Genomic DNA, 16,470 nt, shown 5'->3' with positions numbered 1-16,470 from the left:
CCGCCGTCGCCCTGGGCGCGCGCTCGGCCGTTCATTTCATCGCGTCCGGGTGCTGTTCACGCCGGAGGCTGGTTGCACGGCGGGGTCGCGGGTCGCGGGTCATGATCAGCGAATGGGGCGCGGAAACCGCGCCTGACACGGGTATGGGTCCCGAATCGATGATCTTCGTGGGTTGCCTGGCCGGTGTTCGTGGCGCCGGCCGGGTCGGTGCTCATGATCGTTGGTTGGGGCCTGGCGGCCGCGCTCGGTGCGGTTGTGCGTCCCCAATAGATGATCATCGAGCCTGCCCGTCCCAGGCCGGCCTCGGTGTCTGGCGTTGATCATCAGACGGGTGCCGAGAACCGCGCCGCACACGGCTGCGCGTCCCCAATCGGCGATCATCGAGGACCTGCCGTGCCTGGGCAGCCGCGGCAACGCACGGCCGCGCCCCTCGTCCCGGACCTGCCCAGCCGCGTCCGGAGTCAGGGGAGGAGAACCAGTTCCGTCTCCACGTCGTGCGGTGCGCTGGAGGCGCCGTCGACACGGAGGCCGGCGCGGCTCCTGGTGGCCTCCGCCGCGAAGTGCGCCTCCTCCTGCAGGGCCCAGCGCTCCCAGTGCGGCCGGTAGCTCTCGCCGTCGCGCTCGATGCCGCGGCGGAACCGCTCCTCCTGTGGCGCTTCCACCCAGATCAGCAGCGTCGTGTGGGAGGCGACGGCACGCGCCCCCGACGCCACGCCTTCCACCAGTAGAAGGGGAGGCACCCCGAGGTCGTGCTCCTCGGCGTAGGCGCCGACGACCCAGTCGTAGCGGCGGTACCGCGCGGGCATGCCGGCCGCGAGCGGGGTGACGATCCGGTCGCGCAGCAGCGGAACGGCCTCGGCGAGCCCGTCCCATCCCGGGTAGAGGTCGTCCATCTGCACGAGCGGCGGGTCACCGAGCATGCCTGCGAGCCGCCGCGCGAGCGAGCTCTTGCCCGATCCCGACGGTCCGTCGATGCAGACCAGGCGCGTCGCCCCGCATGTCGGCGGCATGGCGAGCACCCGGCCGGCGACATCGGCGATCGGGAGTATCCGTGCTCCTGCGGTCAGGGGTTCTGCACCTGGTATCCGCCGAACTTCTCCCGGAGCGTCTTCTTCGAGAACTTGCCGACGCTCGTCTTGGGCACCTCGTCGATGAACTCGACGGCGTCGGGCAGCCACCATTTCGCCACGCGGGGCTCCAGGTGGGCGATGACCTCCTCCGCCGTGAGCGTCTCACCGGCCTTCACGACGACGCACGCCATCGGCCGCTCCACCCACTTCGGATGCGGGATCGCGATCACGGCGGCCTCGGCGACCTTGGGGTGGGCCATGATCTCGTTCTCCAGCTCGACGGAGCCGATCCACTCGCCGCCGGACTTGATCAGGTCCTTCGTGCGGTCGACGAGCCGGACGGAGCCGTAGCGGTCGACCGTGGCGACGTCGCCCGTGCGTAGCCACCCGTCCTCGGTGAACTGTGCTCCCTCACCCTCACCGCGGAAGTACTCTGCCGCGATCCACGGTCCGGCCGCCTGGATCTCCCCGGAGGCGACGTCGTCCCACGGCTGGATCTCGCCGGTGGAGGGATCCACGAGCCGCAGGTCGACCAGGGGTGTGGCGTACCCCTGCCGGGAGCGGGCGTCGGCCAGGTCCGCCTCCGAGGCGCCGGCGTGATGGCTGCGCAGGCCGGAGATCGTGGCGATCGGGCTGGTCTCCGTCATGCCCCAGGCGTGCAGCATCGGCACGCCGATCGCCTTGCGGTACTCCTCCGACAATGCCTTCGGCACCGCCGAGCCGCCGCACAGAATCAACCTCAGCGCCGACAGATCGAGGTCGGGCAGGAGGGGAAGCACTCCCATCCAGATGGTCGGGACGCCACCGGTGACGGTGACCCGGTGCTTCTCCAGCAACGCCGCGATCGCCGTGGGGGTCATGTTCGGACCGGGGAACACCATGTCGGAACCGGCTAGCAGACAGCCGTAGGGAAGGCCCCACGCGTTGGCGTGGAACATCGGGACAACGGGCAGCACGACGTCACGCTCTGCCAGTGCGATCCCGTCGGCGACCAGGGAGATCAGCGAATGCAGGACCGCTGACCGGTGGCTGTAGACCACGCCCTTGGGGTTGCCGGTGGTGCCGGACGTGTAGCACATCGCGGCGGCGGTGTTCTCGTCCTCGATCGTGAACGTGCCGGTGAACGGCGTGGCCGCCGCGAGCAGTTCCTCGTAGTCGTGCACGCGGGGGTCGTCCGGCACTTCCGCGTCGGCACCGTCGTCGATCACCACGAAGTGGCGCACCGTCTCGAGCTTGTCGACGAGCGGCCAGAGCACCGGCAGGAGAGACCTGTCGACGAACACGACCTCGTCCGCCGCATGGTTGACGATGTAGGTGAGCTGCTCGGGGAAGAGCCGGATGTTGAGCGTGTGCAGCACGCGGCCGGTGCACGGCGCCGCCATGTAGAGCTCGAGATGCCGTGCCGTGTTCCAGCAGAAGGTGCCGACGCGGCCGTCGGCGCTCACATCGAGGGTGTCGAGCACTGTGGCGAGCCGCCGGACCCGCTGCGCCCAGTCGGCGATGCTCATGGTGCTCTCGCCGGCAGCCTCGGCCGTGACGAGCGTCTTGTGTCCGAAGTACTGCTCGGCGCGATGGAAGACGTGCGGTAGGGCGAGGGGACGCTGCTGCATCAGTCCGAGCATGGGGGCTCCTGTGCCTGTGTACTCAGTGATCTCGGAAAGTTACCGCCGGGCGACGTCGTTGACCATCGTGCCAACTGACGCCATCCGGACGCAGTGGCGTTAGGCTCACTCGCCGTGACACCCGTCGACGAGGGCCCTTCGGTCTGCCTCGATGTGGGTTCCACCTGGACGAAAGCCGCACTTGTACGTCCCGACGGGGCTCTGGCGGGATTCGCCGAGCACCCCACCACGGCAGGCGACGTGCTCGCGGGCATGGACGCGGCGGTTCGGGCGGTGTCGGCGGCGGGGCCGTCCGGCACCGGTGTCGAGCCCGAGCTGCTCGCCTGTTCATCGGCGGGCGGTGGACTGCGGCTCGCGGTCATCGGTTCGGACCGGCTGACCACCACCGAGGCGGGCCATCGGGTGGCCTGCTCGGCCGGAGCCCACGTCGTGCACGTGCATACGGGACCGCTCGAACCTGCTGACGTCCGGATGCTGCGCAGCACGCGGCCGGGAGTGGTGCTGCTGCTCGGCGGCGCAGACGGCGACGACCCTGCAGGCCTGCTGCACAACGCGGGACGGCTGGCGCGCGCCCGCATCCGTACACCGATCGTGCTCGCCGGGAACGCCGCGGCCCAGGAGGACGCGCTGGCCCTGCTGCGGGCCACCGGGCGCACCGTCGTGCCGTGCGACAACGTGCTTCCGCGCCGGGGTGAGCTCGCCCCGGAACCGGCGCGGGCCGCGCTGGCCGTGCTGTACCAGCGGCACGCGCTCGGTGGGCGGGGCCCGGCTGTCGCGCCGCGGTTCCGCAGGCTCGTGCGTGTGGCGACGCCGGACGCCGTCGGTCACGCGGCCTCCGCACTCGCCCGGATCTGCGACGCCCGCGTGCTCCTCGTCGACGTCGGCTGTGCGACCACGGACGTGCACTCGGCGAGCCTGGCCGACGTCCGCCGCACGGTCGAGGGCGATCTCGGTGTGCGGGCGGCCGCGGGCGGGGTGCTCGTCGAGGGTCAGGCCGAGGGCGTGGTCGACCCGGTGGAGGCCGACCTGCTCGGTCCGACGGTCACCCGCATGGCGAGCGAGGTGGGCCTCGTCCCGCGTGATCCGGGCAGCGCCGCCGAGGATCGCAGGATCGCCGCCCTCGCCTCGGTGATCGCGGTGCGCCGGCACCTGCGGGTGCACCGTGACGCGGGACGGGACGTGGAGCTGGTGGTGCTGTCCGGCGGCGTCTTCCGCCAGCGGGACCGCTCGGGTGGCCTCGGTGCCGTCGTGGCGACGCTGCGCACCGACCCGGTCCTCGCGCCCGCTCTGCGCGACGCGCCGGTGGTGGTGGACGCCGACTTCGCCGTCGTCCCCGCCGGGCTGCTCGCCGCCCGGGGCCGCACAACAGCGGCCGAGTCGCTGCTGCGCGACCACCTTCTCGGCTGAGTCCGCCTGCGCGGACAGGTGTCCGACCTCGCCGTGCGCCCGGTTCTTCCGGCGAGTTGCCCTGCTTCAGCGGTAGAGGGGTTCGCCGCTCTCCAGCAGGGTCTTGAGGTCGCTGAGGATGACGCTCCAGCCGCCACCAGCGTCCGAGGGCGGTGCGCTGACCGACGCTGCGGTGATCGGCGCGTTCGTGACGTCGTGCGTGACCGTCAGCATCGTGACCCCGCCCGCCTCCGGCTCGATCTCGTAGGTGAGCCGGGTGAAGCCCTCCGCCACGAGTTCGGGGGTGAAGAGCATGCGCCAGGTCTGCACCAGCCGGCGCGGTGGGTCGACCTCGAGGACCTCGCCGTCGATCACCGCGGAGTCCGCAGGCATCCCGTGCGCCGCCATCTCCTCGCTCGGAAGGCTCCGGTACGCCCCTCCTGGTCGTAGGTCGTACTGGGCGGGGCTGCGGTAGCCGTACCGCTTGGTCCACTCGGGGTTGGTGATGGCCTCCCAGATCGCCTCGGGCGTGGCCCGGACGTGCACGCGGTGCACCTGGACGGTGGTCGTGGGGGCGGTGGTGCTGCTCATCGCTGGTTCTCCTCGAGCTCTGCCTTGAGGTCCACGAGCGCCGCGACCCGGTGCTCGGTGTACTTGTCGATCCACCGGTCGTGGATCAGCCGGATCGGCACGGGGTTGAGGTAGTGGAGCTTCTCCCGGCCTGACCGGCGTGTGACGACGAGGTCGGCCGCCTCGAGCACGCCCAGGTGCTTGCTGACCGCCTGCCGCGACATCTCGAGGCCTGCAGTCAGCTCCCGCAGCGTCTGGCCGTTGCGGGCATACAACCGGTCGAGCAGTTCACGCCTGCTCGCATCGGCGAGGGCGTGGAAGACGGCGTCCTCGTCCTGCACGCGGACGAGAATAGGCAACCTTTTAGTTGCCTGTCAATGCGCGATCAGCGGACCGGGGGCGGCGGGATCTCCCTGGTCGGTGGTTCCGGATCACCCGTCGCACTGACGGGTGCTCGACGCGCTCGGCTGGTGGGGCCGCTGGTACGGGGCTCGGCGGACGGGGCGGGCTCGACGGTCCGGCCCGGCGGGTCCACCAGGGGCGGTGTGTCGGGCACCGGAGGCTCTGCCGTGCGCGTCGGCGTCGGGAGTGACGGCGCGGTGGGTGGCGTCTGGAGCGGCGTCTCGGTCGGGGGTGCCGTCATCGGCGCAGGCGCAGGCACGGCAGGAGGTTGATGCGCCGGAGTCACCACCGGCCGGTGGGCGGTCGCCACGGCCGCCCCGCCGACGACGAGGACGGCCGCCAGCGCCGCCATGGCCGTCTTCGCGTGCTGGCGGCGCCGGTGCAGCCGCTGCTGGCGGGCTTGCACCCCCGCGAGCAGTGCGGTCGCCGAGATGCCCTCGTCAAGGGCCGGGTCGCGAAGACCGGCCCGCAGTGTCTCCTCCGCGTCGGTCATCGCCGGGTCCCTTCCCTCGTACGTGCGGCGGGGGAGCTGCGTAGGGCTGCCAGGGCCCGCCTGGCGTGCGAACGCACGGTGCCCTCCCGGCAGCCCAGCAGCGCGGCGATCTGCGCGTCGGGCTGGTCGTGGTAGTAGCGCAACACCAGAACGGCCCGCTGCACGGGCGAGAGCCGCGCGAGCACCGCCTGCAGCTCGTCGCGGCGCACGATGAGCTCCTCCACCCCCGGCTCCGTGGCCGACCGGTCGGCAGCGAGATCAGCCGTCGGGCGCTCGAACGAGGACAGCCTGCGCCGCCACGACAGGAAGTCGTTGAGAACCGCCTTGAACACGTACGCCCGCAGGTCGTCGACGCGCGACACCCGTGACCAGGACAGCCCGATGCGGGCCAGCACGTCCTGGACGATGTCCTCGGCTCGATGATGATCGAGCGTCAGCCGGCGCGCGAACGCCACCAGCTCCGGGCCGTGCGTCAGCACGAACGTCTCGAACGACGGCGCGTCCGCCTCGGCGGAGCTCACCCGGTCTGCCCGGCGGATACCGCGGAAGCGTAGACGACGATGTTGTCCTCGTAGCTGCGGGCGGCCTTGTCGAACCGGCCGCCGCAGGTGATCAGCCGCAGGCCCGCGTGGTCGATGTCGCCGTACACCGCTGCCGTTGGGAACACGTCCTTCGGGTACGTCGCCACCTGGTCGACGCGGAAGGCGACCGTGGTTCCGTCGGCACGGCCCACCGTGATCCCGTCGCCGGGCAGCATCGTGCGCAGGTCGTAGAAGACCCCAGGTCCGGTGCGCGCGGAGTCGACGTGGCCGAGGATCACCGCGGGCCCTTGCTCGCCCGGCGTGGGGGAGTTCTCGTACCAGCCCGCTTCCGGGGATTCCAGCGGTGGCACCTCGACGGTGCCGTCGGGATTCAGGCCCAGCCGCAGCAGCGACGAGTGCACCCCGATCGCCGGGACGTCCAGCGACACCGGGGCCGACGGGCCGAGCGCGGTGCCGGGCATCACCCCGCCGGTCGGCACGGCGGGCGGAGCGATGACGGTGACGGCCCGGTGTGGTGTGCGCGGGCCGTCACCGAGGGCGAGCGCGAGCGAACCCGCCGCGGCGAGTGCCAGCACCACGGCCAGTACCAGCAGCAGTCTCCCCGCCCGGGATCGATGGACGGGAGGAGCAGCGGGTTCGTCGCGCATGTTCAGTCCTGCGTGACGGCCCGGCGGCGCCGGGTCACCAGCGCACCTGCCGCCCCGGCCGCCGCGAGCGCGCCGAGTGCGAACAACGCCCCATCCGGAACGCGGGCGTCGTCCGCGGTGCTGCCCGCACCCGTGTCGGGCGCCCCTGTGGGCACCTGCCTGACCTGGGGCTGACGGCTCTCGGTCGGCGGAAGGGGCGGAGCCGGGGGAACAGCGGGGCGCGGCGCCGACTCGGCAGGCGCCGGCGTGACAGGGGCGGTCGGTGGGGCGAGAGCGGGCGTGGGCGGAGCTGCGAGCGCCTGGCCCGGAAGGGCGCCGAGGAGCGCCGTCGCCACCACCAGCCCGCCCGCGAGACGACCTGCCCGTGCGCGAAAGTCCATGTCTGTTCCTGTCGTCGAGCCGATGTCGCCCCTGTGACGCGGCGGCACGCGCCCTGCGTTGCGGACGAGCAGCGTTGTGACGAGTGGCACACAGCCGGTCGCACGGCCGGGCCGGGTTGACAGGCCGGAGGCTCGCTCGGGATCCTGGAGGGGCAATCGTGTGTCGGGGTCGAGAGGCGCTGCGACGGACCGGACGGTCCGCCACGCTCGACCGCCAGGCCATTGCAGAAAGGGCGCCTTCCACATCTCATGTGAGGAGGCAGCCGTGTCGCCACCATCCACCTCTCCCGCCCGAGCGGGTGTCCACCCAGAGGTGTCGTCCGCCGCCGATCGGGCGGCTCCGACGTCGAACCCGGCCGGACCCGCACGTCCCGCCGGGAGTCCAGTCGACGTCGAGCCCGGCAGCGGCGAAGCGGCCCGAACCCCCACCACGAATCGCGTTCCGTCCAGGCCCGCACCTGCGGCGGATCATTCAGCGGTCGCGCCGTCCCCCGGAGACGGCGTGACCGGCCCGAAAGGCCCTACGAGGAGGCATCACCACCCCATGACCGCCAGTGCCGACATCACGACCGACCCGAGCCGTCTGCTGCAGACCAGGGGCGGCCTCGAATTCGCCGTCGCCGACCTGTCGGAGGCCGAGTTCGGTCGCAAGGAGATCAGGCTCGCCGAGCACGAGATGCCCGGCCTGATGGACCTGCGGCGCGAGTACGCGGGGGCCCGCCCGCTGCACGGCGCCCGCATCGCCGGCTCGCTGCACATGACGGTGCAGACGGCAGTGCTGATCGAGACGCTGGTCAGCCTGGGCGCTGACGTGCGCTGGGTCAGCTGCAACATCTTCTCCACGCAGGACCACGCGGCCGCGGCCGTGGTGGTCGGCCCGAACGGCACCCCCGAGGAGCCCAAGGGTGTGCCGGTGTTCGCCTGGAAGGGCGAGACGCTCGAGGAGTACTGGTGGTGCACCGAGCAGCTGTTCAAGTTCACCGACGAGCAGGGCAACATCGTCGGCCCGAACATGATCCTGGACGACGGCGGTGACGCCACGCTGCTCGTGCACAAGGGCGTCGAGTTCGAGAAGACCGGGGTGGTGCCCACGGTCGACGACGAGGACCTGACCGTCTCCGACGAGTACCGGATCATCCTCGACACGCTGCGCCGTTCGCTGGCCGAGAACCCGAAGTACTGGACCACCGTGGCGTCCGACATCCGCGGCGTCACCGAGGAGACCACCACCGGCGTGCACCGGCTCTACCAGCTCGCCGAGCAGGAGCTGCTGCTCTTCCCCGCGATCAATGTCAACGACTCGGTCACGAAGAGCAAGTTCGACAACAAGTACGGCATCCGCCACTCGTTGATCGACGGCCTCAACCGCGCCACCGACGTGCTGATCGGCGGCAAGGTCGCCGTGGTCTGCGGCTACGGCGACACGGGCAAGGGATCCGTGCAGGCGCTGGCCAGCCAGGGCGCCCGCGTGATCGTCACCGAAGCGGACCCGATCTGCGCGTTGCAGGCGATGCTCGAGGGCTTCCAGGTCGCGCGCCTCGAGGACGTGATCGACAAGGCCGACATCATCGTCACCGCCACCGGCAACAAGGACATCGTGAGCGCCGAGCTCATGTCGCGCACCAAGCACCAGGCGATCGTCGCCAACGTCGGCCACTTCGACAACGAGATCGACATGGCCGGCCTGACCCGCTACCCCGGGGTCCGCCGGATCAACATCAAGCCGCAGGTCGACGAGTGGATCTTCCCGGACGGCCACTCGATCATCGTGCTGTCCGAGGGCCGCCTGATGAACCTGGGCAACGCCACCGGGCACCCGTCGTTCGTGATGTCCAACAGCTTCTCGAACCAGGTGATCGCTCAGGTCGAGCTGTTCACCAAGCACGAGGAGTACAACAAGGACGTCTACCGGCTGCCGAAGGTGCTGGACGAGAAGGTCGCCCGCATCCACGTGCAGGCGCTGGGCGGTGAGCTGACCAAGCTCACCAAGGACCAGGCCGAGTACATCGGTGTCGACGTCGAGGGTCCGTTCAAGCCGGAGCACTACCGCTACTGATCGGCGGCTCCGCCTCCGGTCCGGATGACCACCTTCCTGTTCCACGGATCAGGAAGGTGGTTTCCACTCCCCTTTGCCGGGCTCTTCCGGCGCCTACTCTGGAGAAGTGGTGCTCCCCCGCGGCAATGGCGACGGTTGGGTCCGCTGTGCGCTCGGTCATCGGCACTGGGGCCTGTTCGGCGCGGCGGGGTTGCTGCTGCGTCATGAGGGCGAGGTCCTTCTTCAGCATCGTGCGCTCTGGAGTCACCACGGCGGCACCTGGGGCCTGCTCGGCGGAGCCCGCAACCGCGGGGAGACGGCCGAGCAGGCCGCCCAGCGCGAGGCGGCCGAGGAGGCCGGTCTGGCGCCCGACGCCTACACCGTCACCGGCTGCTACGTCGACGACCACGGCGGCTGGTCGTACACCACCGTGGTCGCCCACGCCCACGAGGCCGTGGACCTCACCGCTCAGACCGGCGAGACCATCGAGATGCGCTGGGTGCCCGCCGACCGGCTCCGGGAGCTCCCGCTGCATCCCGGCTTCGACGCCACATGGGACACGGTGCGGGCCATCGCCTGAGGCGTTCCCCACCCGGCGGTCTCCCGCGCCGGGAGCCCGTTAGGGTCCCCGCCCGTGGGCCGCATGGTGGCGATCGAAGGAGTGGACGGCGCAGGCAAGCGCACGCTGACCGACGCGCTCTGCCGTGCGCTCGTCGGCAGGGGCGCCACTGTCGGCGGGTTCGCCTTTCCGCGCTACGACACCGACGTCCACGCCGAGCTCGTCCGCGACGCGCTCTACGGTCGCCTCGGTGACCTGATCGACTCGGTACACGGCATGGCTCTGATGTACGCGCTCGACCGCAGGGACGCGGCCGCCGAGCTGCGCGCGGCGCTGCGGTCCAACGACATCGTGCTCGTCGACAGGTACGTCGCCTCCAACGCCGCGTACGGGGCCGCGCGGCTGCGCCAGGACGCGGGCGGGGAGTTCGTCGCCTGGGTCCGGGCTCTGGAGATCGAGCGGTTCCGGATCCCCGTGCCCGACCACCATCTGCTGCTGACCGTGCCCGACGCCGTGGCGGACGAGCGGGTGGCACATCGCGAGCGCACCGAGACCGGCCGGGAGCGTGACGCCTTCGAAGCCGACGCCGGGCTGCAGACCCGCACGTCGGAGGTGTACGGGCAGCTCGCAGTGGCATCGTGGCTGTCTCCGTGGACGGTGGTCGACGGCAGCGCCCCGGTCGGCTCCGAAGAGCTCGCAGCGCGGCTCCTCGGGTAGCCCGAAGACGCTGTCGACAGCACGGGGACCGCATCCGGCACCCCGGTAACAACGGGTCCAAGGCGGCACCTGGCCCATGTGGTGGGATGCTGCGCACATGAAGTCGCGCGTTCTGGTGGTCGACGACGACCCGGCGTTGGCCGAGATGCTGACGATCGTGCTGCGGGGCGAGGGTTTCGACACCGCCGTCGTCGGCGATGGCACCCGTGCGTTGCCTGCCGTCCGGGAGCTACGACCTGACGTCGTGCTGCTGGACCTGATGCTCCCAGGCATGAACGGCATCGACGTCTGCCGTGCCATCCGGTCCGAGTCGGGCGTGCCGATCGTCATGCTCACGGCCAAGAGCGACACGGTCGACATCGTGCTCGGGCTGGAGTCCGGCGCCGACGACTACGTGGTCAAGCCGTTCAAGCCCAAGGAGCTCGTGGCCCGCATCCGGGCGAGGGTGCGGCGCACGGAGGCCGAGCCCGCCGAGCAGCTCTCGATCGGCGACGTCACGATCGACGTGCCGGCCCACCAGGTCGAGCGCGCCGGGGAGCAGATCGCGCTCACTCCGCTGGAGTTCGACCTGCTCGTCGCGCTGGCCCGCAAGCCGCGCCAGGTGTTCACCCGCGAGGTCCTGCTCGAGCAGGTGTGGGGCTACCGGCATGCGGCGGACACGCGGCTGGTGAACGTCCACGTGCAACGGCTCCGGTCGAAGGTGGAACGCGACCCGGAGCACCCCGAGGTGGTGCTGACGGTCCGCGGCGTGGGATACAAGGCCGGCCCACCATGAGCGCCACGGCCGCCCGTCCGACATGACCGCGTTGCCGCTCGCGGACCGCGCCCGCCGCGCAGCCGCACAGGTTCGCCAGTTCGCGATGGAACTGGCGGACGCGTGGGGCGCGGTCTGGCGGCGGTCGCTGCAGCTGCGGGTCGTGGTCAGCACACTCGTCCTCTCCACGGCCGTCATCGTGGTGCTCGGTCTCGTCCTGCAGACCCAGATCGCGCTGCGGGTGCTGCAGGGCAAGGAGGCCGACACCCTCACGCGCACCGAGGCGGGCGCGGTGCTCCTGGAACGCGATCTGTCCGGTGTCGACCCGAGCCGTGACGGTGCGCAGGGCGATCTGAACAACGCGCTGGACCGGCTGACCAACGCCAGCGTCGCCGACGAGCCGTCGTCCACCGGGGCAGGCGAGTTCCGGGCGGTCCTCAGTACGCCGCGCGGGGAGGGTGCCGGAATCGCCGCAGGCCCCGTGGAGGACGTCCCGGCCGACCTGCGTGACGCCGTCGCCGCGGGCACGCTGTCGAGCAAGTACGTGACGCTCAGCGAGCAGGGCGTGGAGATCCCGACACTGATCGTCGGGCAGCCCGTCCGCACGGCCAACGGCGACCTCGAGTTCTATCTGTTGTTCCCGCTCATCGCCGAGCAACGCACGCTCGGGCTGGTGCAGAGCACACTGATCGTCGGTGGGCTCATCCTCCTGCTGTTGCTCGCAGGGATCGCGGGGCTGGTCACGCGGCAGGTCGTACGGCCGGTCCGGCAGGCCGCCGAGATCGCCGAACGGTTCGCCGACGGGCACCTGGACGAGCGGATGCCCGTGCAGGGCGAGGACGACGTCGCACGGCTGGGAGAGTCCTACAACGAGATGGCGAGCAGCATCCAGAGCCAGATCCGTCAGCTCGAGGAGTTCGGCGCGCTGCAGCGCCGGTTCACATCCGACGTCAGCCACGAGCTGCGCACGCCGCTGACCACCGTCCGGATGGCGGCCGACGTGCTCTATGCATCCCGGGAGCACCTGCTGCCCGCGTTGCGGCGCAGTTCCGAGCTGCTCGTCTGCGAGCTCGACCGGTTCGAGGCGCTGCTCGCCGACCTGCTGGAGATCAGCAGGCTCGACGCGGGCGTGGCCGAGCTGGGCGCCGAGCGGGTGGACATGCACGGGGTGGTGATGCGGGCCGTCGAGGCCGTGCGCGGATTCGCCGACGAGAGCGGCACCCCGCTCGACCTGCGGCTACCCACCGGCGCGTACGCCGAGGTCGACCCGCGCCGGGTGGAACGGATCGTGCGCAACCTGGTGGCCAACGCGATCGACCACGGTGAGGGGCGGCCGGTGAGCATCACGCTGGCCTACGACGAGCACGTCGTCGCGGTGCTGGTCCGCGACCACGGCGTGGGGTTGCGCCCCGGAGAGGCTGAGCTGGTGTTCAACCGGTTCTGGCGGGCGGAGGAGTCGCGGGCACGGCGCAGCGGCGGTAGCGGACTCGGTCTCGCGATCGCCATCGAGGACGCGCGGCTGCACGGCGGGTGGCTGCAGGCGTGGGGCGCGGTCGGACAGGGCGCGGCGTTCCGGCTGACATTGCCGCGCACGCTCGACGAGCCCGTCGAGTCCAGCCCGTTGCCGCTCGGCCCCGACCCCGCACCCACCAGCGAGGTCGTGCCGTCCTCCGTGCCGTCGCCGACGCCGCCCCCGGTGCCGACGCCTCCGCGCGGGCGCCCCGTCACGGTCGTGCCGTCGTGGTCCGACGACGACGCCGACGCCGCCGACCGGCACGCGGACCTTCCGTGATCCGTCGACGGTTCTGTTCAGCGCTCGCCCTGATCCTCGCGCTCGCCGGGCTGGCAGGCTGCGCGAGCGTGCCCGAGAGTTCGCCTGTGCAGGTGCTGCGGGAGGTGAGCGACGGGGAGGGCGGCACCCTGCCCGCAGGGCCCGTCGAGGGCAGCAACCCGCTCGACCTGGTGCGCGACTTCGTGTTCGCCTCCGGCAGCAGCGCCGCCGAACACGGCTCGGCACGGCGCTTCCTCGCGCCCGACGCCGTGGAATGGGACGACGCCGCGAGCCTCACTGTCCTCGACGGGCAGTTCGACACCGTCCCGGCAGCCGGGGCGCAGGATCCGAACTCGGGAGTCACGACGATCCGGATCCGCGGCACGGCGGTCGGCCGCTTGTCGTCCTCCGGGGCGTTCGAGCCGGAACAGGCCACCTTCCAGCAGGACGTCACCGTCGTGCGGCGCAACGGCCAATGGCGCATCTCCAACGTGCCGGCCGGCGTCGTCGTGCCGTTGTCGATCTTCCGGGACAACTACCGGCAGGTGCGCACCTGGTTCGTCGACCCGGTCCGCAGGCTCGCCGTGGCCGATCTGCGCTACGTGCCCAGCGTGCCGGCGAGAGCGCAGCCCGCCAGGGCACTCGAGCTCCTGCTCGCCGGGCCGTCCGAGGCGTTGCTGGACGCGGCCGTCTCGCAGTTCCCACCGGGTGCGCAGCTGCGGTCCAACGCCGTCGTGGGGTCAGACGGTGCGCTGATCGTCGACCTCACCGGGATCGGCGACCTCGACGAGCCCGCGCGGCGGCTCCTTGCCGCTCAGGTGGTGCTGACGCTGTCCGAGGTCAACGTCTCGCGAGTGCGGCTGCTCGTGGACGGCGAACCGTTGTTGTCCGGCACGCCCGAGCTCACGCGCGAGGATGTCGCCGCGCTCTCTGCGGAGGTACAGCCCGGCGCCGACGTGCCCGGCGTGGTCGTCGCGGGTGGACGGGTCCGGCAGCTCGACGGTCCCCAGCCGAGCGCACCGCTGCCCGGCCCCGTCGGCAACGGCGCCTATGACGTCGAGTCCGCGGCGACCACGGGTGACGGTCAGCGGCTCGCAGCCGTCGTCCGTATGGGCGGACGGCGTGCGCTGCTGGTCGGCGGGGGACCTGGGGGAGCGGTGTCGCCGGTGTCGCTGGACGCCGCGACGATGACCCGTCCGTCCTGGACGCCCACGGGTGGCGAGGTGTGGACGGTCCTCGACGGGGCCGTCGTCGCGCGCGTGCTCGTCGACGGCACGGGGCCGGCGCGCACCGGCCAGGTAAATGCCGACCAGCTGACAGCGCTCGGCCCGATTCGCGATCTGCGGCTCTCCCGCGACGGGATGCGCGTGGTGGCGGTGGTCGGAGGGGCGCTCTACACCGCCGCTGTGGCCCGCAGGATCGACGGTGAGGTGGCCATCCGCAACATCCACCGCCTGCGTCCCGACGACCTGGGCGAGGTCGTGGCGGCGGACTGGCGCTCGGCGGAGTCGATCGTCGCGATCACGCGTGGCACCGACATGCTCGTGGGTCAGGTCTCGGTCGACGGCCTGAGCGTGCAGCAGGTGCTCGGCAACAACCTCACGCCGCCGCTCACGGCCATCGCGGCCGCCGCGAACCGTCCGCTGCTCGTCACCGACCAGACCGGCGTGTGGAGCTTCGCGGGCGGTGACCAGGCTGCGTGGCGTCAGGTCCTGGGCGGCGCCCCCGACGCGGTACCCCTGTACCCCGGCTGACCCGCCGCCTCCTTGCGAGGGGGTTGGGGACGAGTTGTGGATAACTGGCCCGTTCGTCACCGTTCGTGACCGGGCTCGGGTGCACGCTTGGCGGGTGGGGATTCGGGAATTTCGGTCCGCGTTGCTCGATCTCGTGCTGCCCGGCGACTGCGCCGGATGCGGTGATCCGGTGCCGCCGTGGTGTGCGCGATGCCGGGCCGGGCTGGGGCGGCCGTCGTGGCCGGTGCTGCCGGGTGGCCCGGCGGTGCTCGCGGTGGGTCGCTACAGCGGTCCGCTGCGAGCCGCGCTGCTCCGCTACAAGGAGCGGGGCAGGCGCGATCTTGCCGAGCCGCTCGCCGCGTTGCTCGCGGGGCCGCTCGACGAGATCATCCGGCCGCCCGCGATCACGTGGCTGGTGGCGGCGCCCTCCCGTCCGGCCGCCGCGCGCGCCCGCGGGGGCGATCACGTGGTGCGGCTCTGCCGGGCGCTGGCCGCCGGGCGGCCCGGCGTGCAGGTGGCCCGGCCCTTGCGGCTCGCTCGCCGCGCCCGCGACTCCGTGGGACTCGACGCCGTGCAGCGCGCGCAGAACCTCTCCGGGCGCCTGCGCGTGCGGCCCGCGGCCCTACCGCCGGCGGGAGCCACCGTGCTGCTCGTGGACGACGTGGTGACCACCGGGGCCACCCTCCGGGCCTGCCGAGCGGCCCTCGCGGAGGTGGGCGTGAGAGCCGAGGCGGCCCTCGTTCTGTGCGACGCGACGAAGCGTATGGGTGACGCCGAGCGCCTCGGCCGTCCGAGCGCCCCGAGCGCCTGAACGGAGCATGGACTTTTACCGTCCGGCAGCCCTACCAAACGTTTCGGGCACCTATATCACCCATCCTGGGTCACTCTGACGCTCAGCCCTGTTGTCGAACCGTGATGCGCGTTACGGTGCTCCGCATCCGCCGAGGCCCCTATCAGGAGGATCTACCGATCGTGCGCCCGGGGATTCGGTTCCCGGCCGCAGTCTGCAACGCCAACCCGACGCTGAGAGCGAGGGAAGTCTGCGTGGAGATCGTTGTCACCGGCCGAAACGTCGAGGTTCCGGAGCATTTCCGGGTCCATGTCGCCGAGAAGGTCGCTCGCCTGGAACGCTACGACCACAAGATCGTGGGCTTGGAGGTGGAGCTCTTCCACGAGCCGAACCGGCGCCAGCTCAAGAGCTGTCAGCGGGTCGAGATCACGGGCAGAGGGTGTGGTCCTGTCGCGAGAGCAGAGGCATGCGCCCAAGATTTCTACGCCGCGCTGGACGCCGCTGTCGCAAAGCTAGAAGGACGGTTGCGCCGCTCGCACGACCGTCGCAAGGTCAACGGCAAGCGCACCCGGGTCATGGCCGGCCGCGGCGCCGCCACCGCGCTCCTCGACGAGCTCCCACCGGCCGACACGTCGGCCGAGGTCGAGGTACCCAGCCCCCGTGGCCATGACGAGCACCTGCCGCCCGACGATCAGCTTCCGGGCCGGATCGTCCGAAGCAAGGTCCACACCGCCGATCCGATGAGCGTGGACGACGCCCTGTCCCACATGGAACTCGTCGGCCATGACTTCTACCTGTTCGCCGACGCCGACAGTGGGGAGCCCTGCGTCGTCTACCGCCGCAAGGGCTACGACTACGGCATGATCCGTCTCGTACGGTAGTCGCGCGTACGCCCAGGAGGGGCGGCATGCGTTCCCGACCGGAACGCGTGCCGCCCCTCCGGCGTTGTGCTAAGAGGTATCCGTAGCTTCGCTACCCTGGGCCCGGTGGTTCGCCGGG

General features: G+C 71.5%; 17 protein-coding genes. 9 read left to right on the top strand and 8 right to left on the bottom strand.

Going from position 1 to position 16,470, the window contains the following annotated elements:
- Positions 1 to 461 precede the first annotated feature (461 nt).
- Together MMF94_RS25285 and MMF94_RS25280 are read right to left on the bottom strand one after the other, a co-directional pair.
- Positions 462 to 1,010: a nucleoside/nucleotide kinase family protein gene (locus tag MMF94_RS25285; RefSeq protein WP_241039666.1), complete on the bottom strand. Its 549-nt coding sequence runs from the start codon at positions 1,008 to 1,010 to the stop codon at positions 462 to 464.
- A gap of 53 nt (positions 1,011 to 1,063) precedes the next feature.
- On the bottom strand, positions 1,064 to 2,692 hold the full coding sequence (locus tag MMF94_RS25280) for a long-chain fatty acid--CoA ligase (protein ID WP_241039665.1): 1,629 nt from the start codon (positions 2,690 to 2,692) through the stop codon (positions 1,064 to 1,066).
- Positions 2,693 to 2,806: 114 nt separating this feature from the next.
- Here MMF94_RS25280 and MMF94_RS25275 point away from each other — a divergent pair, with 114 nt between their 5' ends.
- A complete protein-coding gene (locus tag MMF94_RS25275; RefSeq protein WP_241039664.1) occupies positions 2,807 to 4,099 on the top strand; it encodes a glutamate mutase L in 1,293 nt (430 codons plus the stop codon).
- Positions 4,100 to 4,165: 66 nt separating this feature from the next.
- On the opposite strand, the gene MMF94_RS25270 is transcribed toward MMF94_RS25275, so the two are convergent.
- From MMF94_RS25270 to MMF94_RS43430, 6 genes are read right to left on the bottom strand one after another with little or no spacing between them, the layout of a single operon-like run.
- Positions 4,166 to 4,669: an SRPBCC domain-containing protein gene (locus MMF94_RS25270; protein ID WP_241039663.1), complete on the bottom strand. Its 504-nt coding sequence runs from the start codon at positions 4,667 to 4,669 to the stop codon at positions 4,166 to 4,168.
- Positions 4,666 to 4,989: an ArsR/SmtB family transcription factor gene (locus tag MMF94_RS25265; protein ID WP_241039662.1), complete on the bottom strand. Its 324-nt coding sequence runs from the start codon at positions 4,987 to 4,989 to the stop codon at positions 4,666 to 4,668. The genes MMF94_RS25270 and MMF94_RS25265 overlap by 4 nt, the downstream gene beginning before the upstream one ends.
- Before the next feature lie 44 nt (positions 4,990 to 5,033).
- On the bottom strand, positions 5,034 to 5,543 hold the full coding sequence (locus tag MMF94_RS25260) for a hypothetical protein (protein ID WP_241039661.1): 510 nt from the start codon (positions 5,541 to 5,543) through the stop codon (positions 5,034 to 5,036).
- Complete coding sequence (locus MMF94_RS25255) at positions 5,540 to 6,064, bottom strand: RNA polymerase sigma factor (RefSeq protein ID WP_241039660.1); 525 nt, start codon at positions 6,062 to 6,064, stop codon at positions 5,540 to 5,542. The genes MMF94_RS25260 and MMF94_RS25255 overlap by 4 nt, the downstream gene beginning before the upstream one ends.
- Positions 6,061 to 6,732 carry a class F sortase gene (locus MMF94_RS25250; protein WP_241039659.1) on the bottom strand — a complete coding sequence of 224 codons (672 nt, stop codon included), beginning with the start codon at positions 6,730 to 6,732 and terminating at the stop codon, positions 6,061 to 6,063. The genes MMF94_RS25255 and MMF94_RS25250 overlap by 4 nt, the downstream gene beginning before the upstream one ends.
- A 2-nt stretch (positions 6,733 to 6,734) precedes the next feature.
- Complete coding sequence (locus tag MMF94_RS43430; protein ID WP_277398822.1) at positions 6,735 to 7,112, bottom strand: hypothetical protein; 378 nt, start codon at positions 7,110 to 7,112, stop codon at positions 6,735 to 6,737.
- A 544-nt stretch (positions 7,113 to 7,656) separates the two neighbouring features.
- Between MMF94_RS43430 and ahcY the strand changes: the two genes are divergently transcribed.
- The 8 genes from ahcY to hpf all read left to right on the top strand — a co-directional run bounded on the left by ahcY (position 7,657) and on the right by hpf (position 16,352).
- Positions 7,657 to 9,168 (top strand): adenosylhomocysteinase, encoded by a 1,512-nt coding sequence (gene ahcY, locus MMF94_RS25240; protein ID WP_241039658.1) that lies wholly within the window; start codon positions 7,657 to 7,659, stop codon positions 9,166 to 9,168.
- Between the two features lie 106 nt (positions 9,169 to 9,274).
- A complete protein-coding gene (locus tag MMF94_RS25235) occupies positions 9,275 to 9,727 on the top strand; it encodes an NUDIX domain-containing protein (protein WP_241039657.1) in 453 nt (150 codons plus the stop codon).
- A 54-nt stretch (positions 9,728 to 9,781) separates the two neighbouring features.
- Positions 9,782 to 10,423, top strand: coding sequence for a dTMP kinase (locus MMF94_RS25230; RefSeq protein WP_241039656.1), 642 nt, complete (start codon positions 9,782 to 9,784; stop codon positions 10,421 to 10,423).
- Positions 10,424 to 10,520: 97 nt separating this feature from the next.
- Positions 10,521 to 11,198: an MtrAB system response regulator MtrA gene (gene mtrA / locus MMF94_RS25225; RefSeq protein WP_241039655.1), complete on the top strand. Its 678-nt coding sequence runs from the start codon at positions 10,521 to 10,523 to the stop codon at positions 11,196 to 11,198.
- A gap of 22 nt (positions 11,199 to 11,220) precedes the next feature.
- A complete protein-coding gene (gene mtrB, locus MMF94_RS25220) occupies positions 11,221 to 12,969 on the top strand; it encodes an MtrAB system histidine kinase MtrB (RefSeq protein WP_241039654.1) in 1,749 nt (582 codons plus the stop codon).
- On the top strand, positions 12,966 to 14,702 hold the full coding sequence (locus MMF94_RS25215) for an LpqB family beta-propeller domain-containing protein (RefSeq protein WP_241039653.1): 1,737 nt from the start codon (positions 12,966 to 12,968) through the stop codon (positions 14,700 to 14,702). Before mtrB ends, MMF94_RS25215 begins: the two co-directional genes overlap by 4 nt.
- Before the next feature lie 94 nt (positions 14,703 to 14,796).
- Positions 14,797 to 15,492, top strand: a complete 696-nt coding sequence (locus MMF94_RS25210) for a ComF family protein (protein WP_241039652.1) — start codon at positions 14,797 to 14,799, stop codon at positions 15,490 to 15,492.
- 233 nt (positions 15,493 to 15,725) lie between these two features.
- A complete protein-coding gene (gene hpf, locus MMF94_RS25205) occupies positions 15,726 to 16,352 on the top strand; it encodes a ribosome hibernation-promoting factor, HPF/YfiA family (RefSeq protein WP_241039651.1) in 627 nt (208 codons plus the stop codon).
- Positions 16,353 to 16,470: the final 118 nt, after the last annotated feature.

It is taken from the genome of Pseudonocardia alaniniphila (genome assembly GCF_022524485.1).
In the GTDB taxonomy this organism is placed as follows: Bacteria; Actinomycetota; Actinomycetes; order Mycobacteriales; family Pseudonocardiaceae; genus Pseudonocardia; species Pseudonocardia alaniniphila.
This window is presented reverse-complemented; position numbering and strand designations above follow the sequence as displayed.